Here is a 24,919-nt window from a genome sequence, read left to right as displayed (position 1 = left end):
AAGAAAATTTTATCAATTGACACATTGTTTCTTAATTTTGTGGTTTAAGAGGATTTTTTCCATGTTGGAGCTATTGATTGGCTTGGCAGTCACGGTTGCTGTTGGCTATTTCATCATCAAAGGATACAAGCCTGCGGGCGTTCTACTAACAGCAGGTCTCTTGTTGCTGCTCATTACCGGCGTTTTAGGATATAACGTACTACCTGAAAAGATTCAGGCTACCGGTAACTTTGTCACCGATTCATTAGAATATGTGAAATACATGCTGCAGTACCGCGGGGGCGGTCTGGGTATGCAAATCATGCTTCTTTGTGGTTTTGCATCCTACATGACGCACATCGGTGCCAACAACGTGGTCGTAAAACAATTCTCGAAACCACTTTCTGTTATTAAATCACCTTATGTATTGCTAGTAGCGGCTTACATCGTAGCGTGCTTGATGTCTCTTGCGGTAAGTTCAGCAACGGGTCTGGGTGTACTATTGATGGCTACCCTGTTCCCAATGATGACAGCGATGGGTATTTCGCGCCCTGCGGCAGTGGCTATCTGTGCCTCGCCGGCAGCAATCATCCTGTCACCAACTTCTGGTGACGTCATTGTTGCAGCAGAGAAATCTGGCCTACCATTGCACGTATTTGCGGTAGAAACCGTACTACCTGTTTCTATCTGTGCCATCATCGTTATGGCGGCAGCGGCATTTTTCTGGAACAAGTACCTAGATAAGAAAGAAAATATCGTCATGGAAAAGGTCGATATTTCTGAGATCGAAGTAAAAGCACCCGCTTACTACGCTATCTTGCCATTCCTTCCTATCATCGGCGTATTTGCTTTCAACGGTGAAACTATCCCAGGCCTAACGCTAGATATTTACACTATCGTTGTTATGTCTATCTTTATCGGTGCTATCGTTGATTTCGTTACCAAGCGCTTTAAAGGTAAAGAAACACTGGAAGATCTGGAAGCGTGTTACCAAGGTATGGCTGACGCATTCAAAGGCGTTGTTATGCTGTTGGTTGCTGCAGGTGTATTTGCACAGGGTCTGATGTCTATCGGTGCTATCGACAACCTGATCGGGCTAGCAGAAGCTGCAGGTGCCGGTGGTTTTGCCCTAATGCTACTACTAACAGGCCTGACTGTTGCAGCCGCTATCGCAACAGGTTCTGGTAACGCACCGTTCTACGCTTTCGTAGAGCTTGCTCCAGCACTAGCAGGTAAAATGGGCCTTAGCCCAGCATTCCTTATCATCCCAATGCTACAAGCATCAAACCTAGGCCGTACCATTTCTCCAGTATCTGGTGTAATCGTGGCAACCTCTGGTATGGGTAACGTAAGCCCATTTGAGGTAGTTAAACGTACCTCTGTGCCGGTTCTATGTGGCCTAGCGACAGTGATCATCGGTACTGTTGCATTGGTTCCAATGTACAGCTAATTCGGTTTAACTCACTCAATTCGCTTGCTAATTAAATCCCGATATAACCATGGTTATATCGGGATTTTTTACGCCACAATTTTGTTTTTAAATTTCACTCAACTGCCTTCACATCATCCATTGAGCTTGTTATTAAATTTCATGCCTTCCGGTAAAAAGCCTCGAACTCACCAACCATATTCATAGCAAAAAGTGATGAATATAGGGTTGTTATCACCCTGTTTTATCAACTTTGAAAATGCGTAGTATACTAGTAATTATTTGCTTGAAATATCGTCGTTTTTGACAGAAAACTAACGGTAGCACTATTTTTTTCCTCTATATTGGCTTTTGACTACGCAGCTATTACTCAAACAATATGCAAAATAACCAATCACCTACATCACCCTATATCTCATTGCAGACATTGGAAGTCTCTGTCAATGAGTTGACCATCCGGCAGACTCAAACCGGCGCGTTAAATAAGCTCCGAATTAAAGAGATGGAGTTGCTAAAAATCCTCTGCCAAAACTACCCAGAGGTCACCCTGCGCAAAGAACTGGCCGATACCATTTGGGCTGGCACCTACGCTTCTGATTTCACCATCAACCAAACAGTCAATGGCCTCCGATCCAAACTGTTTGATTTAGGCAAGGCGTATATCGTAACGGTCCCAAAGCGCGGTTATAAGCTGACTGTTGAACCGGAATACCATGAAACTGAGCCAACAAATTCAGTTGCTCCTCAAGCGCTCGGTGAAGAGCAAAGTGCATCCTCTGACCCAACGCCTTTTCAACATCCTGGCTCCATGAGCCCTGCACCCGAAGCGGCAAACTCTAATCTGGACGACACTATTGAAGGTACTGGAAAAACCCTTTCCCAGCAAAGCCAGAGCCCATCAAATACAGGCCAAATAGTAGAGAACGACAGGAACTCGCTTTCCCATCTAAAGTCTGTTCGGTTCTATCTTTCTGCTTTGTGTGCCAGTTTAGTCATCGTTGCCATGCTGCATTGGTTCCTTCCCACAGATACCGCCTACAGTATGGGTGATACAACCGTCCTGTTCATTCCTGATGATAGCGAAATTGAAGTCCTAGAACGTTTAGTGGAACAAAACAATTATCAGTACATCGACAAGGTAAAAGAAACGCTTTATGGCTGCGACGAGAATCTAGTATGTTCAAAAATAAAACAGTAATTATCCACTTCTTCATTACCATACTGATTTTTTCTGCCGCGTTAATTACAGCCAAAGAAAGGATCTTGCCGACCTTTAACCAGCATGAGGGGATGTGGTACACCACGGCTGAAAATGGCTTACGTTTTTATGTCGAACTCAATGGCAACCGGATGAATGTCTATGGACAGGATAAGCAAGATCAGAAATTTGAGGTGAAATACCTCAGCCACTACCAGAAAGATGTGGATGATCGAATTGTGATCCGTCAAATTGATGCCAATGCAGACGACCCGACTTTGAAAGACAACCTTGATAAGAACACTAACGTTGTCAGCTCAGTGCGGTTGATTCCAGGTGAAAACCGCCTGCTAACCAGCTTCTACAATGGCTATGAACTAAAGTTATATCGACTCAAGCCCGTTCAATAGCCGGAGTAACTAAAAACCTAATAGGGTTGAGGCTGATAAGATTTCTGCTGAGTAACAACCTGTGTTACTCAGCAGCATCTACAACAAACTCAGAAAAACATTAATCGTCGCGGCGCTCTTCCCTTCTCTCTTCGCGACGCTCCTCTCTACGCTCTTCCTGGCGTTCCTCTTGTCGCTCTTCCTGACGGTCTTCACGCCTTTCCTCACGTCTGTCTTCACGGCGCTCTTCCCTACGCTCCTCAACACGCTCTTCGTGCCAATCTTCCAAATCCGCCATTGCAATTGGCGAGAAGCTCAAAGAAGCCAATAGGCTACCCATAACAAACAGTGATTTTTTCATACGATTGTTCTCCAACTTACTTCGGATATTTCCCGGAATGATTTGTTGGAAAACAGTGTGCAGTTTTAGGAAAGACGAAACCAATTCAAAATTTATTTTTTATATCAACAAGATAACAAATAAAATATGAACTATAAAAAAGATAAGATATAAAAAATAAGGAGGCTTAAGCCTCCTTATTATGTAATGCGGAAAACGTTTCTCTTAGGTAATACCCATCGCCAGTTCCATTGCTCTGTAAATCGACCCCTTCAACTAAATGGATGACCAGTGTTGAGTGCAGCACGATCATTGTGACCGCAGTCAAGGTCATTTTCTTCCATTTCAAAAAAGTGGATTCTTGGATACGCCCAGTCTTGACCAAATAAATCAAAACTACCCATTTGAGTAACGAAAAAATCGTGTACATAGTATCCCAAATCGTTACGCTTTAGCTCATTCATGGTACCAATGTAAGCATTTCACTGCAACTGCGTTAACATCTGCATCTTTTGGCATACAAAGCCTTTCAATCACTTACATATCAACTGCAATACAGCAATTGTGATCACAGTCACATGCAGCGTCAAATTACTTACACCTATAGATAGAAAGCTATACAAAATATATAGAACAACATACCATATAAACAGAACAGCATCCTGATAACCCGTCGTCCGTTTATAGAGGTACATGTACAATGGATAATAATAAAGGTTTTACCTTAATCGAACTTGTCGTTGTCATCGTGATACTTGGCATTTTAGCTGTAACTGCAGCCCCGAAATTCATGGATATCCAGTCCGATGCCAGAAAATCCGTTCTCCAAGGCGCTCAAGGTGCGATTGAAAGTGCATCAGCTATCACTTTTGCTAAAGCTGCCATTGATGGAAGTGAAAAAGGAGAGTCAGCCATTACGTTAGAAGACGGTTCAATAATCAACGTTTTCAACGGCCTTCCTGTTGCTTCAGTTGATAATCTCAATAAGGTCTGGAAAACCGACTTAACTGGTTTTGATGTCACTTACAATGAAATTGCAAGCAATGACTTAGACTGGGATGATCTACCACGTCGCCCTGGCATTCCCCGTTTTCCTCGCCCGGGCGAGCCAACAGAGCCTGAAAATCCAACAAACAACGCGGTGATTTATGGGTCAAGTACATCCAAGGATGATTTACTACGCAGCAACTGCTTTTTAGCCGTGGCTAACTCAGGAGATTTCCAGACTCAAGTCATAGACTCCGGTTGCTAAACTTCCCATATAAAAACACCCGCTCTTTATAGGGAGCGGGTGCTATCTTTCTCGGTAAAACCTACTGGCAAGGTACTATCTCTAAGCGATAGCTTTTATTCTTATCTGTTGCATCGAAATACCGTAGATAACAGTTATTATTCTTTAGCGTAGGTTCTTTACCCTCAACTGTCGGATAATCCAAATTTTCTTTATCCGTGATAATCATCGCACCATCTTTTCTAGTGATGTTCCAATCTTTTTCTTGCTCATAGTGTTTATTAATACCGTCAACCAAAGTGGTCATTGTGTAGTAACCACCTTCAGGATAACCGTACTTAAAAATACAAAGCTGATGTGAGTTGCTTTCACAACCTTGAATTGGAATACTTACTCCCTTATTACTATTTGTATCTTTACTCGTTATATAAGATTGGCTTTCTAAGCCAACTATCGCTAACTTTCCAAAGCCCGTCTCAAGACCAGTTTCCACAGCACCTTTCAAACCTTCCAGTGCTGAATTTCGCGCATCAACCTGTAAATTCAAGAAACGTGGCGCAGCAGTAACTGCTAAGATACCCAAAATCACGATCACGACGACTAACTCTATAAGTGTAAAGCCATTTTTCTTCATTGTTATTCCCTTTGAGCATTAACTCTAATGGGCGTCAATTTAATGGCGAAGCACTTTTTAGTCAATATGATGGGCGTATCTTTTCTATCCTAATCATTAAAAATACAAATAAGCTACCTGGAAACATTTCAATACAAGCGTGGGTAATACTTCATTAAAGTTTGAAATATTCACATTTTGCATAAACCCAATCTCTCAATTACTCCTCGAGATGGCTCTTTCTCGGGAGTTGATGAATCAACCAATAACCGATACTCATGCTCAATACTACCGCAGCGATACCATATAAATAGGCGACTTCCATCTCTTCCACATCGATAATAATGACCTTTCGGGCAATGGCCATTAATGCAGTTGCCATGACTATTTTTACATGAATGACATTTTCTCGGAGGTAAATAGTTATATTGATGAATATTTCAATGGCAATGAGTACAGCCATAAACGCACCAAACGTCGCCAGCATATCGGAAATAGTCAAGATATATTGAGGAGGCGTTATCAGGCGTTGATAGAGTATCCAGGCAACATCAAGCACCCCCATGACGATAACGAATACCATGATAATCGAGAGAGCTCTGACGGCCCAATGGATAATCACTTGGAGCTTTGCAGATAACACATCATTGCTGTCAATTTTCATAACTCTCCCTCCTCATTATCGCCGCCCGCTCCTACTATGCCATATTGAGGTTCCTCAACTTGGAAATGTCTAGGCGATAATCTTTATTCACTTTCCTCCAATACCGGTGATGTAAAGTCATCAGGCTTAAGCGTAATAACAGAACAACCGATTTCATTAAGTAGTGACTCAGCGGTATTGCCCATTAAGAAGCCTGCAATGCCGGTACGTGACAACGAACCTAGTATCACCAAGTCAGTCCCTTCTTCATTGACATATTTCGGAAGAATCTGGCGAGTTTCCCCTTCAAGCACTTTTATTGAGGTATGGATCGGGCTGTTTTCATAAGGCATAAGCAGTGACCGCAATCGCCCAAGTCTTTCTTCGCGCATTTTTTTCGATAAAAGGGCAATGTCCAGGTCATCATAGCCACTCCATTTCCTCAGGAACCCTTCGGAGTCCAACCGCCATGCATGGCAAACCGTTAAACTCGCGCCGGTTATCGAACAAAACTCAACGGCTAGCGCAAGGATCTGCTCGTTAAAATCACGGTAGTCTTGGTTTGAAATGTCTAAAGCAGCCACAATGTTTTTCACCGGTCGTGGTGCTGTACTTATCGACCAAATAGGCACTTCCGATTTACGCATAATATGTAGAGTCGTACTACCGCGCTGGCAGGCTTTTTCTTTTGCCTCTCTATGGGTGTCGAGAATCACCATCGTGGCTTGGCTATCATTCGCCTCTTTGATGATTTCAATGAACGGGATACCAATTCGGATCTTGGTCTTGAACTTAATGTTGCTATATTCCTGCTTGAGTGACTGAACCCACTCCTTGAGGATACCGTGATAAATTTTCGTCGATTTATCAAGAAGATCGAGTGTTGTACAGGAAAAGCGTGAGATTTCCTTTAACTCAGCCAAATCTTCGATAACAGTCAGCAGTGTCACTTGGGATGAAATTTGATTGGCAAATTTGAATGCTTGATGAAACGAGTCATCAAGTTGCTGTTCTGGCGCAATAGGAATAAGAAGTTGATTGAAACTCATACCGCCTCCTCAGGTGCAGAACACCTTCATAGGTGCCTTGCTTGAAACAAATATGCAGTATTCAATACCCAAAGTATAATTAATATTAGACATGACATTCATAGGATTTTATCTATATATGTCCCAACAACACCTCAGGCAACGAATAGTAAATATCAGGAACTTACGTGTGTTCCTGAGTGTCTATGAGCTAGGTTCAATCACCTTGGCGGCTCAGGCTTTAAACTTAACCCAGCCAACCGTTTCTATTCAGTTACGCCAACTCACCGATTTAATCGGCATGCCCTTGTACCATGTTGTCGGCAAAAAACTTATCTTTACCCAAGCTGCTGATACTTTGGCGAAATACACCAATGAGATCTTTGATACCATGGATAGGCTAGAGATTGATTTGGCTAACCTAAGAGAAATTAAAGCAGGGACATTAAAGGTTGCTGTGGTTACCTCTGCCAAATATTTCATCCCACACCTATTAGGCAGTTTCTGCCAAACATACCCGTTAGTTGATATCGTCTTGAAGGTAGGAAATAGGCAAGAAATGGTGGAGCGCTATCATCAAGGGTTAGATGACATTTATCTATTTAGCCATTTAGAACCGCAAATGGAGCCACATTCTATCCAGTTCCTGCCCAACCGCCTCTATCCTGTGGCCCCCAAACACCATCCACTTGCCAGCCAGTCGCACATAGAGCCTAAAGAATTATTAAATTACCCTTGGCTGTCTCGTGAACCCGGTTCAGGTACCCGTTTCGCTATCGATGCCCATTTTGAAAAACTCAACCTCCAATTCACACCAAAGCTGGTTATTGAAAGCAACGAAGCCATCAAGCATTGTGTGATTGCAGGTATGGGGCTAACCATCTTGTCGGAATACGCTTTAGAAGATGAGCCGAGTACAGAACTGGCAAAACTCTCCATTGCCAGTTTCCCTATCGTAACCAATTGGCACATCGTTAAAGCCCCACTTAAACATCAAACTCCACTCAGTGAAGCCTTTATTCAACATGCTACAAATAAACATACGGATAAAGGGGATATTTCAACGTAATCGCGCCTTCAAGGCTTACGGTTTCGCAATGAAGTAAAAAAGATGTAATACACAGCGAACGTGGTAAACTGCTCCCCTTTTATACGCCCTATACTATTCTCTAGCGCTGGATAAGACCTCAGCGCTGCTATTTTGTTGGTATAGGTAATAAAGACATAAATGATCAAAAAGGCAGGATATTACGTTATCCCGCTATGCCATATTTTTGAGAAATAAACTGTAAGCAAATGATTTCAGACAAAATTAACGAGTATCCAAAGTACTGGGCAGAATGCTACGGTACTGCACCTTTCCTACCGACTAGCCGTGCCGAAATGGACGCGCTGGGCTGGGACAGCTGTGACATTATTATCGTTACCGGTGATGCCTACGTCGACCACCCTAGCTTTGGTATGGCCGTCATCGGACGTTTGCTTGAAGCACAAGGCTTCCGTGTGGGTATCATTGCCCAGCCTGAATGGGGCAATAAAGATGCCTTCATGGAACTGGGGCAACCTAACCTGTTCTTCGGCATCACCGCCGGTAACATGGATTCGATGATCAACCGCTATACTGCCGATCGTAAGTTGCGCCATGATGATGCTTACACGCCAAATAACGAAGGGGGTAAGCGCCCTGATCGTGCAGTACTTGTTTATTCTCAGCGTTGCCGCGAAGCATACAAAGATACCCCGATTGTACTGGGTGGTATTGAAGCAAGTTTGCGCCGCTTAGCCCACTATGATTACTGGTCCGATAAAGTCCGTCGCTCAGTACTGTTTGATGCCAAAGGCGATATTCTGCTATTTGGTAATGCAGAGCGTGCACTGGTGGAGGTCGCTCATCGCCTTGCTGATGGCGAAAACATTGCTGATTTGACCAATATTGCTGGTACTGCAGTGATCATGCGTGAGCGCCCAGAGCACTATAAAGAAATCGACTCTAGCCGCATCGAAAAGCCGGGCAAGGCCATGCCAATGCCTAACCCGTATGCGACTGAAGAAACCTGTGCCACTAACAAAAGTGAAAAAGCACAAGAACCTGAAGCTAAGCCCGTTCAGATCCAACCTTCTCGCCATGATGCCGAAACGACCGTTATTCGACTACCTTCTTTCGAAAAGTTGCGTAACGACCGTATCCTGTATGCCCACGCCAGTCGTGTGATGCACCTGGAAACTAACCCGTACTCTGCTCGTGCTTTAGTCCAGAAACATGGAGATCGTGAGCTTTGGATTAACCGCCCGCCTATTCCGCTCACGACAGAAGAGATGGATTATGTGTTCGGCCTGCCTTATGCACGAGTACCACACCCGGCATATGGCAAAGCGAAAATCCCTGCTTATGACATGATCAAGACCAGTGTCAACATCATGCGTGGCTGTTTTGGAGGTTGTTCATTCTGCTCAATCACTGAGCACGAAGGCCGTATTATCCAAAACCGCTCTCAAGAATCGATCCTCAATGAGCTGGAAGAAATTCGCGACAAGGTACCTGGCTTTACCGGTACTATCTCTGATCTTGGTGGCCCGACGGCGAACATGTACCGCTTAGGATGTTCCGATCCTCGTGCCGAGAAGAACTGCCGCCGCCCGTCATGTATTTTCCCAGAGATCTGTAAAAAGCTGGATACCGACCACAAACACACCATCGACTTGTACCGTAAAGCGCGTAACGTCGACGGCATCAAGAAGATCATGATTGCATCAGGTGTCCGTTATGACCTTGCGGTTGAATCGCCAGAGTATGTCAAAGAATTGGTGACTCACCACGTCGGTGGCTACTTGAAGATTGCACCAGAGCATACCGAGAAAGGCACGCTGGATCTGATGATGAAGCCGGGCATGGGCACCTATGACCGCTTCAAGGAAATGTTCGAGAAATTCAGCAAAGAAGCAGGTAAGAAGCAGTACCTGATCCCTTACTTCATCTCTGCCCACCCAGGCTCTACCGATGAAGATATGCTGAATTTGGCTCTATGGCTGAAGAAGAACGATTTCCAGTGTGATCAGGTACAGAATTTCTACCCATCGCCGATGTGTAATGCTACAGCGATGTATCACTCGGAAACGAACCCGCTCAAGCGTGTTAAGTACAAAAAGCGTGAAGACTTGTTTGTTGCCAAAGGTGAACGCCAACGTCGTTTGCACAAGGCCCTGTTGCGTTACCATGATCCACTGAACTGGCCGTTGATCCGTGAAGCTCTGATCAGCATGGGCAAAAAGCATTTGATTGGCGACAGGCCTAACTGTTTAGTACCAGAAGAAGGCAGCGAAGCCGAAATGACACCGGCACAACGCCGTGGCTCAGGCCGTCATGGTTCGAAGCGCTTTGCAACCAAACACCCTAACCAGCCTGATATCCGCAAAGATGGTAAGCGTGGAGGCCAGCGCAAGAATGGGGCCCACTCAGGAAGCAACCAAGCTGGTAAGCAAGGCAGCAAGCCAAATGGTAGCCGAAACGGTACATCTTCGAATACCAGAAACGGCCAGAACACCAAAGGCCCGAGTAACGGTTCGAAGCCTCAGTCAAGACAAGGTGGAAATGGAAAAGGGAATACACCGCGTAATGGCAAGCCTAGCCAATCACGCTCCGGTGGAAAACCTAACCGTTCTCGCGCACGATAAACATCAAAGCCCGCTGATAGCGGGCTTTCTTTTACATACTGCATGTTACAATCGCTTATCGCATCAACTCCGATGCCATCAGCCCTACAACGGCAAGTGCCACCAGCACACCGAAGCCAATCAAAATTTTCTGTTGCGATTTCTCATCAAGATACTTAGTTACTAGTGCTCCCAGCAACAAAAGTACAATGATCACAGCAAGCTTCAGCATCTCAACACCACAATGAATATTGACTCATATAACAACCATATCAGACCAGTAATGCCTGATCTGTCTAGCCAATCATATTTTCACTACTCGGCAAAAGTCGTTTGTAACATACTGTTTAAACAATAAATCACAACCTGATTTTTGCCATTGGCCTTCGCTTGGTAGAGTGCCTGATCGGCTCTGGCTATAGATTTTTCCATGTTATCGCTAACTTCCGCCACTCCGATACTCACATGTACCCGGCAGGACTTACGACCATCAGTAATCTCAACACCCGAAACACTAGAACGAATGGACTCCAGCTTTGCTTTAGCGGCCAGTAAATCTTTGGCAGGCAACAAGATAGCAAACTCTTCACCTCCATAACGGGCCACAACAGCATGCCGATCACTTTCCTCTCTCAAGCAATTTGCCACAGATGTGATGACTTTATCACCGAATAAATGTCCATAGGAATCATTGATGATTTTGAAATCATCAATATCAATCATGGCTACATAACACTTAGCCTCTGCTTTTAGCTGCTTTTCAATTTGAGCCTGCAGGTAGTTCTTATTCCTCAAACCTGTCATGGCATCGGTTTGCTGAATCCTCAACGCCAGCATGACATGCCCTAACGCCCCTTGGGCATAAGTCCTAAGCATATTAATAAAGAACGGCAACTCCAAACGAGGAGAAGTGATGTATAACAACCCGATTAACTGTTTATTCTTGGTTAATGGCACTCGAATACATGCTTTTCCAGGCGCGAGAAAAGCCGATAGGATATCCGGTTGCTTCTCTGGCAATTTTGCCAACCTTCCCAGTTTCGACGCTAAGTTCAATCGTAACTCTTTCTCAGAGATACAATGCTTGCACTGTGCTGATTCAAAATCACCCGAGTACACATTTCGCATATATAGGTGAATTGACTGGCAGCCAATAACCCCTTCAACCATCTGCTTCAATGCATCGAGCAGTTCGGGGAGGCTCTCGACTTCACTGAGTTGCCTACCATAAATATGCACCCGGTGAATGATATAGAAAGACAAACCAATGATTAGGATGAATACCAAGAGTGACAGAGTAACGGCACTGATACTGAAGGTATGCATAATGATTTCAGACTTAGCCGCGCCAGATAAAACAATCCAGTTATGTAAATCATTCACCTCATAAACACTGAATTTTTCCTTATCCTTGTACTCATAAGAGGAAATAATGCCAGCCCCCTTACCTTCCTCGATAACAGCCAGCAAATCGCGGCTGACACTGACAGACGGCGTTCCTATCCTACTTGGATCAGGGTGCATGACTATATTCCCAGTCCCCCGCTCAACCGCATAAACATAGCCATGATCCAATGTTTTGAGCAGCGACAGGTTGTCATACAAGCTTTCGACATCAACTTCCAGAATAATCCGAACTTCCTGTTGCTTAACAGTTTCTAGCACAGCAACAAAGGCAACCGTCCACTTTCCTGTACTGCCACTTAGGTACATGGGCGTAATATAACTTTGCCCCGCTCTAGCGGGCATGTACCAAGGACGCTTGGCAACCTTTTGGGCTACAGCTTCTCTGTAAAAACCGTCGGTGCCATAGTAATTACCATAAGCGAGCAAACCCACCTCGAGGTATTTACTTTTCTCACTCACTATCGTTTGCGCCGCTCCCATTAGGCCATCAATACTGTTTTTCTCCTCCCAGAGTTGCTCTAAAAGGTACAGGTGGCTTTGTGCCGAATGGAAATGGTGCTCCAAATACTCCCGTGCAATGCGTACGTTTGAGGTTGCCTGGCTAATTGCTGCATTTTGGTTATTTTTATATTCGCTGTAACCGACATAAATTAATAAGCTTAAGACAGAGATCACCAGCGGAAATATAATCGAAATTAATAATCTGGGCTGTACTTTCATGTACTTCAATAACCTTTGAAGTTTATTTTTTGTCACCCGGTCAAAATTTTGACCGCGTGTAATGCAACATTATCCATATGTAGAGAAAAAGCGCTTTTAGTTATAGAAATCAAAGCACTATTTAGTGATCTATTGCACAAAAGTTCGCAAGATGAGGTGAAAAATCCTACTTTATACGCAACAAACAAGAGTTCATAAGAAAAAAAGCACGAGAAAAATAAACCGACATTAGAAAATAGCCCCTCTCCATCAATTATACCCAGCTCACCAGAATCTCTAGTTACGAAAAAGCCCTGCATGGCAGGGCTTTAAACGAGAAGAGCTTCATTTACATTAGGCTTAGATATAAAACATTGGGTAATCTTTCAGCTCAGGAATGACTTTCTGCAGTTGCTGCTCTTCTTCAGCCAAGCCTTCGATAGACTCACACACAGAGCCTGCCTGCTCGGCGACTTCGCCAGAGCGTTGTCGTATTTTTTCCTGTAAACTCTTTTTCAACTCAGATAACTGGGTTTGAAATTCAGAAAAGCTCAGTTCACCGCTTTTCATTTCCTCAGAAAGTGAAGCAATGACACCCGATACCGATTCAACACTGATATGCTTCAGGGCATCTTCAAACTCTTGCTTCCAATCTGTCTCCATCGACCCAAACACATCAGCCGGCATGACAAACTCGCCTTCAGGATAAAATTTCTGTTTAGCCTTCATGCTGTACTCATCGACTAACTGCTCAGCACCAGCAAAAGCATCACCCTCTCCAAAATGCGCTGAAAGCTCATCGATGACTTCTTGGGCAATACTGGCGCCATGATCGGCTAGCTCTGCCATTTTTGGCAAGTATGATTTCACATGCTCACTGTAAGATTGTAAGGCTTGCATCTGTTGGTCAGAAAGCGCTACTTGCTCGCCATTAATAAAGAGCTGGTTATCTTGATCGATCAAGAGTTTAGGTTCACCGCCCTGATATACCGAGACTTGTTCATCAGAAATATGAATATCATTGGGTACATTGACCGGACAACTTTGGGCAAAACTTCCAGCCGAGCAAGCAAGAAGGGACAAGGCAATAACTGTTTTTTTCATAGCTAACTTCAATCTTACCGATTTTGTTGCCCTACTTTATACCCAAACGACAGCCTAATGCCAGCAGATAGCGACTCGCCATTCCGCCACCCTCTGCAATTTATCCCTTGCGAAGAATACATATTACAATCACTTAGGTATATACTACCCCTTGGCCCAATCAAATAAGAGTTACCGTGGAAAAAGTCGCTATTTTTGTCGATGTACAAAACATCTATTACACCGTCAAAGACACCTATGGGTGTAACTTTGATTACAATGCCTTTTGGGCTGAAGCCTCCCAAGGCAGAGAGGTTGTGGCGGCCTATGCGTATGCCATTCACCGCGGTGATGAAAAACAGCGGCAGTTCCAGAATATTCTTCGAGGTATTGGCTTCGACGTTAAGCTTAAGCCATTCATCCAACGCAGTGATGGCTCAGCCAAAGGCGATTGGGACGTCGGTATCACTCTCGATGTAATGGAGCATGCACCAGACGTTGACCGTATCATTTTGTTATCTGGTGATGGCGACTTTGATCTATTGGTTGATAAAGTCCAAACGAAATACGGGATAGACGTTGAGATCTATGGCGTTCCGGGACTCACCGCAGCGTCACTGATCAACACTGCCCATATTTTCCGTGAGATTGAAGATACCCTGCTGCTCAAACGCTAGAGACAAAAAAGGTAGGAGCCAACAAGTTCCTACCCAATAATACGATCCACAGTCTCTTCGTTAACTTGCAACTATTAACGCATTTCAGTTAGCGCTTTATAGTCTTCGGTGCCACGCAACTCCTTTAGGGCACCAATCATCATCTTCAACGGTACAATCACAAAGTACACCGAGGCGACGACGACCATCACAGGGTCAGCATATACAGAGTATGCCGCCAAACCGATATGCTGCATCACGGTTGCCAAGATAAAGCCGACCATTACTGCACCACTGATCACTGTATCCATCATCCATTGTTTTGATTCTGCAACCACCAAGTTAGAGCCTGACTTTTGGCCATACTTTCTCATCACGACATACGTTGCCAAGCAACCCACAACGTTAATCACACCAAAAAGAAGTGCTAAACCGGTATCAATATCTCGACCACCATCCATTATTGCCAAAATGGCTGAGCTGAATGAAATACAGCACATGAAAGTGATTACTAACCCTTTGAATGCGATAACCATTGGCTCAACCTTCTGGATCGCTTCAGAGTCTTTTCGGGATGGCGAGCGGATATACGCTGCTGCCATCAGGGATAACACGGTCAACGCCAAACTGACCAATGAATAAGCACCGTCGAAAATAATTACCAGTGAGCCCATCCATAGACCAAAGCCTATCCCTAAAACGGCAAACAACAGCGCAGAAAATGTTGAAAATTGTAAAAGCTTGCGCTCCAGTGCCACATTACATTGCATAACTACCTCAGTGCAGGGTTGCTATACCCCTGCTTGATTTCCAATTTTGTTCTCACTAGCAATCATACCGAGGCCCCACGAAAGCTGATAATCGCTGAGCGTCAACTTTTTTGACGCTAACACTGACTTTCCTTAGAAGTTAAAGGATAATTACCCTTACTCTCTCAACCTAATCAGGACACAGGATAGCGATGAAACTCAGTCAATTAGCGCTGTTTCTAGATACCTGCGAAACAGGCTCGATTACCGAGGCCGCAAAACGGTGCGGCAAAAACCGTACGACAGTCAGTTCGGCGCTTAGTGCACTCGAAGATGAATTGGGTGTATCGCTGCTTGAACGTAGCGGCAACCAAGTACAACTGACGGAAATCGGCGACTCAATAAGAAGTGATGCCGAACGGATCATGATGATCGCCAATGATATCCAAGCCAAGTGCCAGCAGCACCTCGAAGGCGTTGAATCCGCGTTGCGAATTGCCAGAGACGATGCCCTCCCAGAGGCATTCTGGCGTCAGTTAGTCCATGACCTGAGTGTGAAATACCCCAATAGCAGCATCTCTATCTATGTCGCACCGCCTCCTGAGCTTGATGAAATGGTCGAGCAGAATATGGTGGATATGGCTTTCTGTTTATTGCCTACGACAGATAACCTGCCAAACAACCAATATACCCAATTGGGACAGATTAGAATGATGTCGGTGGCACGGGCTGATCACCCCCTTAACCACCTTAACGAAGTGCTCAGCGATGACTTGGCCCATGCGACAGAATTTGTGCTAGCAGCAATTAAAGATCAAACCCTTACCGCCGTTTCACCCACGTCAAGCAACTATATTGCGCTAACCTTTTACGAACACCTGCGTAATGCTGTACTCGATGGCAACGGCTGGTCTACGGTTCCATCCGTGCTCATTAATAGCTACTTGCGCGATGGCACAATAAAAGTACTCAACCATTACCAGTCGATGCGCTGGCAACCTTATGGGGTGATCTATGGCAAGCATATTCAGTTAGGTAAAGTCTCAAGATGGCTATCAACCCAGCTAGAGGCTTATCTAGACAAGGAGTCGAACTAGATACAAGTGACATAAGGATGTCACGATAGCTCAAACAAAAGGTCATGTTTTCACTCTAGCGTTATATAAACCCTAGATATTCAAGGTTGAGACATGTCCGTCACACATCACCGCACTATTTGGCTATCAGACATCCATCTGGGCAACAAAGACTGCAAAACCGATTATCTATTGGATTTCCTGCTCAAGAACCAAGCCGACACACTGATTTTGGTCGGCGATATCATTGATTTATGGTCTCTGAAAAACAAACACTACTGGCCGGAAAGCCATAACCAAATCATTGGCTTGCTACTAGAACAAGCCAATGCTGGTACGAGAATTATTTATATCCCGGGGAACCATGACAGTTCCGTTAGGAAGTTTGTCCAGTTCAACTTCGGCCATGTCGAATTACATGACGCTTATATACACACCACAGCAAACGGTAAGCGTATCCTTGCTATCCACGGTGATCAATTTGATAGTGTGGTATGCCACAACCGCTTCCATGCCATGATTGGCGATGTTGGCTACGACTTCTTACTGTTTATCAATCGTTGGTGGCACCTTTTCCAAAAGTTGCGTAACAAGCCCTATTGGTCACTGGCAAGCTATCTGAAATCCAAAGTTGATAAAGCCAATCAGGCTATTGAGCGTTTTACCCATGCGGCAATCAACCATGCCCGCCAACAAGATGTCGATGCCATTGTGTGTGGCCACATCCACCATCCCTCGATTGTGCAAGACAAGGAAATCCTCTACCTCAATGACGGTGACTGGATTGAAAACTGCACCTGTATCGCCGAATCCTTTGACGGTGAATTATCATTAATCAGTTGGACAGACAGCTATCAAGAAATCGCCCGCAATCATTCGCTTAAAATCGTATCGGATAACCCTGCTATTGAAGCATCAAAAGAAAAAGTGGCCTGATTTGTAATAGAAGCCAGCCTAGTTAATTACAGTACAACTGCCTCAGTTTCAGTGTTGAGCCTATGTCTCAATGTAAGGTTTCTATACTCAGTGGACACAATTGTTTGTTGTAGCTCATTAGAGGTAGGCCTAAATGATAAAAAAACTAGTGGCCGAGTTCATCGGGACTTTTTGGTTAGTACTCGGTGGTTGCGGCAGTGCTGTTTTATCGGCAGCTTTTCCTGAAGTCGGAATTGGTCTGCTGGGCGTATCGCTCGCTTTCGGGCTTACTGTCGTCACAATGGCCTATGCCATTGGCCATATTTCAGGGTGTCACCTTAACCCTGCAGTCACTGTCGGCTTGTGGTCAGGCGGTCGCTTCCCTGCCAGTGAAGTCATCCCCTATATAGTCTTTCAAGTATTGGGGGCAATCGCTGGGGCATTCGTTCTCTATATCATTGCTAGCGGTCAGGCCGGCTTCAGCCTCGAAGGCGGACTCGCGTCCAATGGCTATGGCGACCACTCCCCCGGTAACTACTCCATGATGTCAGGCTTTATCAGTGAGTTTGTTATGACATTCATGTTCCTGATAGTCATTCTTGGCGCAACCCACAAGTTGGCATCTCCTGCAATGGCAGGCTTAGCGATTGGTTTGGCGCTCACACTGATCCACCTGATTAGCATTCCAGTCACCAACACTTCAGTAAACCCAGCTCGCAGTACAGGCCCTGCTGTGTTGGTCGGCGACTGGGCAATGGCTCAGCTATGGTTGTTCTGGTTAGCGCCATTACTCGGGGCGCTTATCGCAGGGTTAGTATACCGATGGCTTTCCCCTGATGACGAATAAACCCCACAAATAGATAATGCGGCCAAGCGCCGCATTATTTATTGCTGGTTGGATAACCCAGTATATAGCCCTATTGGCTCGTTAATATCCGAACGAGTACTTGGACCGGATGCTTCATCTTTATGTGTTCAAAACGTTTAGCCTGACTACGGCAAGAGTAACCTGTCGCTAAGCACCTGTCTGGATCCAGCTTGGCCAAATTTGGCTGCCAGCTAAGGTCGAAGACGCCTTTCGATGTCTCTAACTTGTCTTTCTCATGTCCAAACGTTCCTGCCATTCCACAGCAACCCACTGAAACTGGCTTCAAGTTAGCGCCGAAGTGACGGAAGATGGTTCCCCACTCTTTTTCTGCATTCGGCAATTTTGTTTTCTCAGTGCAATGCGCAAACAGATACCAGTCATCACCTTCTAGTTGTGGTGCTGCGAGTTTCTCTGCCAGTAAAGGGAGCAACCATTCATGGGCTGTCAGCACTTCGAAATCTCCGCGCTTGTCACCCAAGACTTCGTTGTATTCATCGCGATAACACAGGACAAGGGCTGGATCGACACCCATCATAGGGATCCCCAACTGAGCTAACTGGTTGAGAAAGTCAGCTGTGCTCTTGGCCGTTTTAGCAAACTGGCGTAAGAACCCTTTTACATGCTGCGCTTTACCATTTGGCTTAAACGGTACCAGCATTGGCTTTTTACCGAGTCTTTCGGCAAGGAATACCAAGTCTCGAACAACTTCTGCATCATAGTAGCTGGTAAACGGATCTTGGACGATCAGCACGTAGTCCTGACGCTCACGCTGCGATAGTGCTTGCAGCCACTGCAGGTCAAAGCGCGTTGAATGGTGGCCATCCAAGCTTTCAAACAGCGTCGGCACAGATAGCGAAGGCATATCCACATAGCCAATCGCTTTTGCCGTCAGGTTTTTCGACCAGTTTGGACGCATAATCGCATTAAATGTTGCTGGTGCCTTGGCCATAATAGGCAAGTAACTTTCAACATAGGCGACAAGGTAATCTTTGGCCGGACGCTGGTAACGGCTGTAATAGATATTCATAAACCGCGAACGGAAGCTCGGTACATCGACTTTGATTGGGCATTGGCTGGCACAAGCTTTACATGCCAAACAACCATTCATCGCTTCCATGACTTCATGGGAAAAATCGTAGTCATTACGTTTAGACCCAAAGCTATTCCTAAAACGGTCAATGATTTGCTTCACGGACGGTGAACTGTCCATGAGGGATTTTTCAAGCTCGACAGGATCAATACCCTGCTCAGAGAGTTGGCGAAGCCACTCACGTACCAAGCCTGCACGCCCTTTCGGGGAATGGCGGCGATCGGCGGATATTTTCATTGACGGGCACATTGGCGAACTCGTGTCGTAGTTAAAACACAAACCGTTGCCGTTACATTCCATCGCCTGTTTAAAGCTATCGCGCACTCTCACAGGGATCTGACGATCAAAGTAGCCACGTTTTACGCCGTCCACTTTGACTAACTCAGCGTCACTTTCCAGCGGTGTACAAATCTTCCCGGGGTTCATCCGGTTATCGGGATCAAATGCTGCCTTGATTCGGCGTAATTCGGTAAATAGCTCTTCACCAAAAAAGTCAGGGCCGTACTCTGAGCGGTAGCCTTTACCGTGTTCCCCCCACATCAAGCCGCCATATTTCGCTACCAAAGTAACCACCTGATCGGAGATCTGCTTCATCAAGCGCTCTTGCTGGGGATCGCACATATCTAGCGCAGGACGAACATGTAACACGCCCGCATCAACGTGACCGAACATGCCGTAATCCAGTTGGTGCTCATCGAGAAGTTGACGGAAATCAGCAATGAAATCAGCCAAATTTTCCGGTGGAACACAGGTATCCTCAGCAAATGGGACCGGCTTTTTGCTACCTTTTGCCGCGCCTAGTAAGCCCACGGCCTTTTTACGCATATTGTAGATTTTCTGGATATCAGCAAGCTCAGTACAAACTTGGTAGCCAATAATGCCATGCTGTTTTTTTGCTAGCATCTCATCAAGGCGCAAACACAAGTCATCAACTTGCTGCTGGTTTTCCGCTGGGTCATTACTGGCATATTCAACAATATTGATCCCTAGCATTTCTTGGTTTGGCACGTCTGTGATCAACTCACTAACTGTGTGCCAGATAATATCTTGCTTCGCGAGATTCAAAACCCGAGAGTCGACAGTCTCTACCGACAGTGCCTGCGCTTCGACCATCATAGGGGCATTACGTAGCGCCGAGTCAAAGCTATCGTATTTGATATTAACGAGGGTACGTGATTCTGGGATCGGTGTAAGGTTCAGCTTGGCTTCGGTAATAAAGGCCAACGAACCTTCCGAACCACACAGCAGACGGGTGATATCAAACTGGCCCAGTGATTCATCAAAACCGTTTTTTAAGTCATAACCGGTCAGGAAACGATTGAGCGGTGGAAACTTGTCTACAATTTGCTCGCGCTTTTCTCGGCATACCTGCTCAGACACTTTTAGGGCCTGACTGGCAAACTCTTTTGCAACAGGCGACGACTGAATAGCATCACTTTGAAGCGGCTCAGTATCCAGCACTGAACCATCAACCAAGACCGCTTTGAGACCCAAGACATGGTCTGAGGTTTTACCATACTTGAGAGAGCCTTGGCCTGAAGCATCGGTATTGATCATACCGCCGATAGTTGCCCGGTTACTGGTAGAGAGATCTGGAGAGAAAAAGAAACCATGAGGCCGAAGAGCATCATTAAACTGATCTTTCACCAAGCCAGTCTGTACCCTTGCCCATCCCTCTTCGGCATTGATTTCCAGCACCTGATTCATATGCCGTGATAAATCCACCACAACACCAGGGGTCAGCGACTGGCCATTAGTGCCTGTGCCGCCACCACGGGGCGAAAACGTAATACTGGTGAAAGACTGAGTCTGAGCCAGTTGGCCCAATGTAACCAAATCTTGGTTGTTGGTAGGAAAAATGACAGCCTGTGGCAGTTGTTGATAGACGCTATTATCCGTCGCCACCGCAAGACGGCTAGCATACGAGCTTTCTATATCACCACTAAAACCGGCTTTTTCCAGTTCTTGTAGGAACGATAGTACCAATTCCTCAGTACCGTTTTGGTGTGTCAGTGCTGGTAACATTGCTCTCCTTGTCCAGTATCACGCCGTATCCTACGACGACTGGCCTCTCCATTGCTTTATAATTAGGTTGTTGTCACACTTTACCCCAGCAAGATCGGGAAAAAAAGTATCGGGCTCAATCCACTACCCTGTTCATATATACTACGTAACTGGCAGGCTAACGGCTCAGCTGCTGTCGAAGCCATGACGAACTGCAAACTAACCAAGCCCCCAGTAGCAAATAGCCACTTGTCTTGATACCCAATACCATCAATGTTGATGATTGCACCGCAGCGATGGCCATCATTGCACCCGAGAGACCAACCGCACCGAGCAATACACCAAAAGAAGCGACAAAGCGTCGCTTGGCCGATAGCGGAGGCGTTATCTGGTCAACTTTCAGGGCATAATTGATCCCGAAGAAGATACCCAGCATAAGTGAACACAAATAGGCTTGGGTAGGTACCAAAGATATACCCGCCACAGTTCCTGTTAGTATACCCAAACCGAGCCAAAACCATCGGCTCGTCAGTAGCTGCCGGTAAGCCTTAAACGTATCGCTCCGCCATAAGATAAACATGGCAACCATAACAATGCCGAGCATCACGCTCATAATCACATCGCTGATAAAGTGAACGCCAAACCAGATCCAAGCTACACCCTGCCCGGCAACCACTAACACAACCAACAACGCTATCATCACTTTTTGCTGTTTAGTTTTGATCTGGCGCTGCAACAAGTATCCCCATACCCCAAACAGCATGGAGGTCATCAATACCTGTTCACTAGGGAAACCTAAACCGGGTGCATTGACTTTTTGCAGGTCAGGGACAATGAAAAACGGACGGGGCATCATTAAGCCATGTTTAAGTAAGGATGCGCCAAACAAGGTCACCAATATCAAGCAAGCAATCTCAAGGAAAAACCGCGTTCGGTAATACCCTGCCATTAAAGCCAGTGCGACGAAGACAAACCATGGCCCTCCCAGCACAGCGAGAGCGTGCATCAAACCAACAAAAAGCCACTGTGAAAAAGACGACCACGTCGAGATAACTTGTTGGAACTGGCCTATCAAGCCCAGCTCGTATTCGTGCAAAGGGCTAATGTCGTAATCAAAACGGTCGTAGACCTTCACTTCACTATCAGGAGTGGACGCAAGCCATTGCGGTAAAAGGGCTGCATCTTCAGAATAGCGGTGTTCTCGGGCCTCGGTTAATAATGGGTCGATGAGGTAAACTCGCTCGACTTCTGTTGCAAAATGCTCGGCAAACCATGACGCCACAATAGGGTATCCACGGCTATCTCTAAACGATGAAACAGGAATAGGCGATTTAGCCCGGCAGGCATAGATGGCCGCCCTATCGCGATATTGGATCAGGTGCTCGACTTCTACTTCAATCCCCGCCTCTTCGAGGGCCTCGCGCGCAGCTGCCTCTTGGGGGGTATCCCCGCTATCGATATACCCCCCAGGTAGTGACAGCTTGTTGGTAATGGCTTCTAATAACATAATCAAGTTATCGCCATTGCGTATCACGCAAACCGCCCCCACGATGTTGTCTGGTTGCTGACCAGAATATCTCGCACTGTTTCCGGCGGTAGCGTTAAAACTGATAGCAACCAGAAAAATAAGTACAACATACTGGAGGATAGGTTTTGATTTCACTGGGTAATCCAATGGTAGATTTGAGGAGTAGTGTCTAAGATGCTATCAATAATCAAATACTCAAACCATTGAAATAGATAGATGGTGTACGTTTTCTAATGTCATAATGCTACCTTGCTCTTTCAGTCACCCAATCATCAGTTTCGTCAAACTGACCTATTTAACAGTATGAATACCCAAGCAACCTCCCCAGATTTACCAGAAACCTATTACCGAGATAACTTCCATTGCTTGGTGAGCACTGTTGCCGATCAATACTCTGATTTGCTGACTGCGCAAGAAACACTTTGGTACAACACTTATCTCGCCTTGACTGAACCCGCACAGTGCCTCTATATCAGGCTACTTACCCGCAAAGGGCCTTTGTTTAGACGCGATAAAATCCACTATCCTGAAATCAAACTTTTGGCAACAGCCTTCGAAGAGTTGGACCATGTTGGACTGATATCACTGCAACCCGCCGATATTTCCCATAGTGATTTTTGCCAGCTATTCACTAAGCCTGAGCTTCTCAGCACTTTCGATTTCCTTTCAGGTAGCAAGCAAGCCAAGAAAGCAGAGATTGTTGAACAAGTCATCCAGCATCACCCTGATCTCACATTCTATAGTAGTGAAATACTGAAAGTTCATTATGCGGAGCACTTATCAGTTTTCTGCTTACTCTTTTTTGGTAATACCCATCAGGATCTCAGCCAGTTTGTCTTGGCTGATATTGGTATCCAGCAATTTGAACACTACCCAATTGATACGGCCTTCCGCCTATTCCAACACAGGGAGCACATTGATAACTGGTTAGCCCTCTCCGAAAAAGCAGACATCTATTGGCAGCATAAAGAAGCAAAAGAGACACAAGCCATCGCTGAAATGCAATCTGATCTGCCCGGTGCATTCGATTGGAAACCACTGGAGCGAAAACGCCAACGCCTTATCAATCATATTGCCCGTGATCTTGAAAGACTAGGTAATCATGATTCAAACCGCCTTGACCAAGCCCTGACACTTTTCCAGCAAAGCGAACGTGCCCCTTCTAGAGAAAGGCAAATCAGGATCCTCGACAAACAGGGGGAAACTAAGCAGGCATTGGATCTAGTCAAACGGGTACTGACAACACCACAAAACGAGGAAGAGGCAGATGTTGCCGACGTCCTCAACCACCGTTTACTCAACAAGTTAGGGGACAAACAGCCGCCGAGGAGAAAACCCAAATTCGACAGTGAAAAACTCAAGTTGATTCAACAACAACTTTGCGTTGAACTTGATGTCGCGGCCTACTACCAACAACAGGGCTGGCAAGCCTATTATCTTGAAAACACCCTGTTTTGCGGGTTGTTTGGCCTTGCCATGTGGGACATTATTTTTTCTGCCCAACAAGGTGCATTTCTCAACCCTTTCCAGCGCTCACCTAAAGATATGTTTTCGAGTGATTTCTACCTAAAGCGTAAACAACTCATTGATAAGCGTCTAAATGATCTTGAAAGCGGAGAATGGGATAACTGGTTAGCGGTGTATAACGCCAAGCAAGGGCTAAGTAATGATTGGGTTCATTGGGGCGTGTTCACTGAAGAAATCTTGATAAAAGCAGTCTCTGCCATTCCCGTATTGGCTTTAACAGCCATCTTCAAGCGCATCTTATTTGATCCAAGAAACAACCGTAGTGGCTTCCCCGATTTAGCCTTATTCAAAGATGGTCAATACTGTCTTGCCGAAGTAAAAGGCCCGGGGGATACCTTGCAGAATAACCAAATTCGATGGCTTAAGATGTTTGAGCAACATAGCATTGCAGCCAAAGTGGTGTACGTTGAATGGTGCTAGGGCTAAGCTTTAGCACTCTTTAACTGTAACAAGATATAAATAAGGCATGGTTGACTTGTACTAATAATCAACAACTAAAAGCGGTATAATGCAATAAATAACAATTATTGATCATTTCAAAGTAAAGAATATGCAGAGATACCTAGGCATTAATTAATCAATTTTGAAAGGGACACTGTAAATATCAGCAACTGAATAAGGTAAAATAAAAACAAAAAGCATAATCACACTTTACCGCCACTATAGTTATGGTGAGAGCCTCTCATTACATAAAAAACATAAGCTTATGCCAGTTATATATTTACGGGTACTAACCAATTAAAAATTATAGAGTATTTACTTTATTTTATAGCAAAGAACACTGTAGAAATACAACCATTAAATTATCTTTATTTT

Annotated in this window: 21 protein-coding genes; 11 read left to right on the top strand and 10 right to left on the bottom strand. The window is 45.2% G+C overall.

The genetic code is table 11. From position 1 onward, the window contains the following. The first annotated feature begins 61 nt into the window (after nucleotides 1-61). From dcuC to C9J01_RS07990, 3 genes are all read left to right on the top strand, one after another. Complete coding sequence (dcuC, locus tag C9J01_RS08000) at nucleotides 62-1,429, top strand: anaerobic C4-dicarboxylate transporter DcuC (RefSeq protein WP_107297617.1); 1,368 nt, start codon at nucleotides 62-64, stop codon at nucleotides 1,427-1,429. Nucleotides 1,430-1,787: 358 nt separating this feature from the next. Beyond that, nucleotides 1,788-2,606, top strand: coding sequence for a winged helix-turn-helix domain-containing protein (locus C9J01_RS07995; protein ID WP_107297616.1), 819 nt, complete (start codon nucleotides 1,788-1,790; stop codon nucleotides 2,604-2,606). Next, complete coding sequence (locus tag C9J01_RS07990) at nucleotides 2,585-3,016, top strand: hypothetical protein (RefSeq protein WP_107297615.1); 432 nt, start codon at nucleotides 2,585-2,587, stop codon at nucleotides 3,014-3,016. The genes C9J01_RS07995 and C9J01_RS07990 overlap by 22 nt, the downstream gene beginning before the upstream one ends. Nucleotides 3,017-3,116: 100 nt before the next feature. Here C9J01_RS07990 and C9J01_RS07985 read toward each other — a convergent pair whose 3' ends face one another. After that, the gene (locus C9J01_RS07985) at nucleotides 3,117-3,356 is read right to left on the bottom strand and encodes a hypothetical protein (RefSeq protein WP_107297614.1); all 240 of its coding nucleotides are present in this window, start codon (nucleotides 3,354-3,356) and stop codon (nucleotides 3,117-3,119) included. A gap of 679 nt (nucleotides 3,357-4,035) precedes the next feature. Between C9J01_RS07985 and C9J01_RS30010 the strand changes: the two genes are divergently transcribed. Continuing rightward, on the top strand, nucleotides 4,036-4,587 hold the full coding sequence (locus C9J01_RS30010; protein WP_107297612.1) for a type II secretion system protein: 552 nt from the start codon (nucleotides 4,036-4,038) through the stop codon (nucleotides 4,585-4,587). Nucleotides 4,588-4,648: 61 nt separating this feature from the next. On the opposite strand, the gene C9J01_RS30005 is transcribed toward C9J01_RS30010, so the two are convergent. The 3 genes from C9J01_RS30005 to C9J01_RS07960 form a co-directional block, all read right to left on the bottom strand. Further along, the gene (locus C9J01_RS30005) at nucleotides 4,649-5,200 is read right to left on the bottom strand and encodes a type II secretion system protein (RefSeq protein ID WP_107297611.1); all 552 of its coding nucleotides are present in this window, start codon (nucleotides 5,198-5,200) and stop codon (nucleotides 4,649-4,651) included. Nucleotides 5,201-5,399: 199 nt separating this feature from the next. Next, nucleotides 5,400-5,843, bottom strand: a complete 444-nt coding sequence (locus C9J01_RS07965; protein WP_107297610.1) for a phosphate-starvation-inducible PsiE family protein — start codon at nucleotides 5,841-5,843, stop codon at nucleotides 5,400-5,402. 83 nt (nucleotides 5,844-5,926) lie between these two features. Next, on the bottom strand, nucleotides 5,927-6,871 hold the full coding sequence (locus tag C9J01_RS07960) for a universal stress protein (RefSeq protein ID WP_107297609.1): 945 nt from the start codon (nucleotides 6,869-6,871) through the stop codon (nucleotides 5,927-5,929). A 118-nt stretch (nucleotides 6,872-6,989) separates the two neighbouring features. On the opposite strand from C9J01_RS07960, the gene C9J01_RS07955 reads away from it, so the two are divergent. Both C9J01_RS07955 and C9J01_RS07950 read left to right on the top strand, forming a co-directional pair. Then, on the top strand, nucleotides 6,990-7,919 hold the full coding sequence (locus tag C9J01_RS07955; RefSeq protein ID WP_107297608.1) for a LysR family transcriptional regulator: 930 nt from the start codon (nucleotides 6,990-6,992) through the stop codon (nucleotides 7,917-7,919). Nucleotides 7,920-8,146: 227 nt separating this feature from the next. Beyond that, a complete protein-coding gene (locus C9J01_RS07950; protein WP_107297607.1) occupies nucleotides 8,147-10,522 on the top strand; it encodes a YgiQ family radical SAM protein in 2,376 nt (791 codons plus the stop codon). A 55-nt stretch (nucleotides 10,523-10,577) separates the two neighbouring features. On the opposite strand, the gene C9J01_RS29770 is transcribed toward C9J01_RS07950, so the two are convergent. The 3 genes from C9J01_RS29770 to C9J01_RS07940 all read right to left on the bottom strand — a co-directional run bounded on the left by C9J01_RS29770 (nucleotide 10,578) and on the right by C9J01_RS07940 (nucleotide 13,711). After that, nucleotides 10,578-10,733 carry a hypothetical protein gene (locus C9J01_RS29770; protein ID WP_170114891.1) on the bottom strand — a complete coding sequence of 52 codons (156 nt, stop codon included), beginning with the start codon at nucleotides 10,731-10,733 and terminating at the stop codon, nucleotides 10,578-10,580. Between the two features lie 83 nt (nucleotides 10,734-10,816). After that, the gene (locus tag C9J01_RS07945; RefSeq protein ID WP_107297606.1) at nucleotides 10,817-12,628 is read right to left on the bottom strand and encodes a sensor domain-containing diguanylate cyclase; all 1,812 of its coding nucleotides are present in this window, start codon (nucleotides 12,626-12,628) and stop codon (nucleotides 10,817-10,819) included. A gap of 339 nt (nucleotides 12,629-12,967) precedes the next feature. Further along, nucleotides 12,968-13,711, bottom strand: coding sequence for a DUF2884 family protein (locus C9J01_RS07940; protein ID WP_107297605.1), 744 nt, complete (start codon nucleotides 13,709-13,711; stop codon nucleotides 12,968-12,970). A gap of 176 nt (nucleotides 13,712-13,887) precedes the next feature. Here C9J01_RS07940 and C9J01_RS07935 point away from each other — a divergent pair, with 176 nt between their 5' ends. Beyond that, complete coding sequence (locus tag C9J01_RS07935; RefSeq protein ID WP_107297604.1) at nucleotides 13,888-14,367, top strand: LabA-like NYN domain-containing protein; 480 nt, start codon at nucleotides 13,888-13,890, stop codon at nucleotides 14,365-14,367. Nucleotides 14,368-14,441: 74 nt separating this feature from the next. Here C9J01_RS07935 and C9J01_RS07930 read toward each other — a convergent pair whose 3' ends face one another. Beyond that, nucleotides 14,442-15,116, bottom strand: a complete 675-nt coding sequence (locus tag C9J01_RS07930; RefSeq protein ID WP_107297603.1) for a cation efflux transmembrane domain-containing protein — start codon at nucleotides 15,114-15,116, stop codon at nucleotides 14,442-14,444. 191 nt (nucleotides 15,117-15,307) lie between these two features. Between C9J01_RS07930 and C9J01_RS07925 the strand changes: the two genes are divergently transcribed. The 3 genes from C9J01_RS07925 to aqpZ all read left to right on the top strand — a co-directional run bounded on the left by C9J01_RS07925 (nucleotide 15,308) and on the right by aqpZ (nucleotide 17,933). After that, on the top strand, nucleotides 15,308-16,192 hold the full coding sequence (locus C9J01_RS07925; protein ID WP_107297602.1) for a LysR family transcriptional regulator: 885 nt from the start codon (nucleotides 15,308-15,310) through the stop codon (nucleotides 16,190-16,192). Between the two features lie 93 nt (nucleotides 16,193-16,285). Further along, a complete protein-coding gene (locus C9J01_RS07920) occupies nucleotides 16,286-17,107 on the top strand; it encodes a UDP-2,3-diacylglucosamine diphosphatase (RefSeq protein ID WP_107297601.1) in 822 nt (273 codons plus the stop codon). 136 nt (nucleotides 17,108-17,243) lie between these two features. Beyond that, complete coding sequence (gene aqpZ, locus C9J01_RS07915) at nucleotides 17,244-17,933, top strand: aquaporin Z (protein ID WP_336596068.1); 690 nt, start codon at nucleotides 17,244-17,246, stop codon at nucleotides 17,931-17,933. A gap of 70 nt (nucleotides 17,934-18,003) precedes the next feature. On the opposite strand, the gene ydiJ is transcribed toward aqpZ, so the two are convergent. Continuing rightward, complete coding sequence (gene ydiJ / locus C9J01_RS07910) at nucleotides 18,004-21,069, bottom strand: D-2-hydroxyglutarate dehydrogenase YdiJ (RefSeq protein WP_107297599.1); 3,066 nt, start codon at nucleotides 21,067-21,069, stop codon at nucleotides 18,004-18,006. 157 nt (nucleotides 21,070-21,226) lie between these two features. After that, a complete protein-coding gene (locus tag C9J01_RS07905; RefSeq protein WP_107297598.1) occupies nucleotides 21,227-22,711 on the bottom strand; it encodes a phosphatase PAP2 family protein in 1,485 nt (494 codons plus the stop codon). 168 nt (nucleotides 22,712-22,879) lie between these two features. Here C9J01_RS07905 and C9J01_RS07900 point away from each other — a divergent pair, with 168 nt between their 5' ends. Further along, nucleotides 22,880-24,523 (top strand): VRR-NUC domain-containing protein, encoded by a 1,644-nt coding sequence (locus C9J01_RS07900; protein ID WP_107297597.1) that lies wholly within the window; start codon nucleotides 22,880-22,882, stop codon nucleotides 24,521-24,523. Nucleotides 24,524-24,919: the final 396 nt, after the last annotated feature.

Source organism: Photobacterium rosenbergii (genome assembly GCF_003026455.1).
Taxonomy (GTDB): domain Bacteria; phylum Pseudomonadota; class Gammaproteobacteria; order Enterobacterales; family Vibrionaceae; genus Photobacterium; species Photobacterium rosenbergii.
Note: the sequence above shows the minus strand (reverse complement) of the source record. Positions and strands in the feature narration are given on the sequence as shown.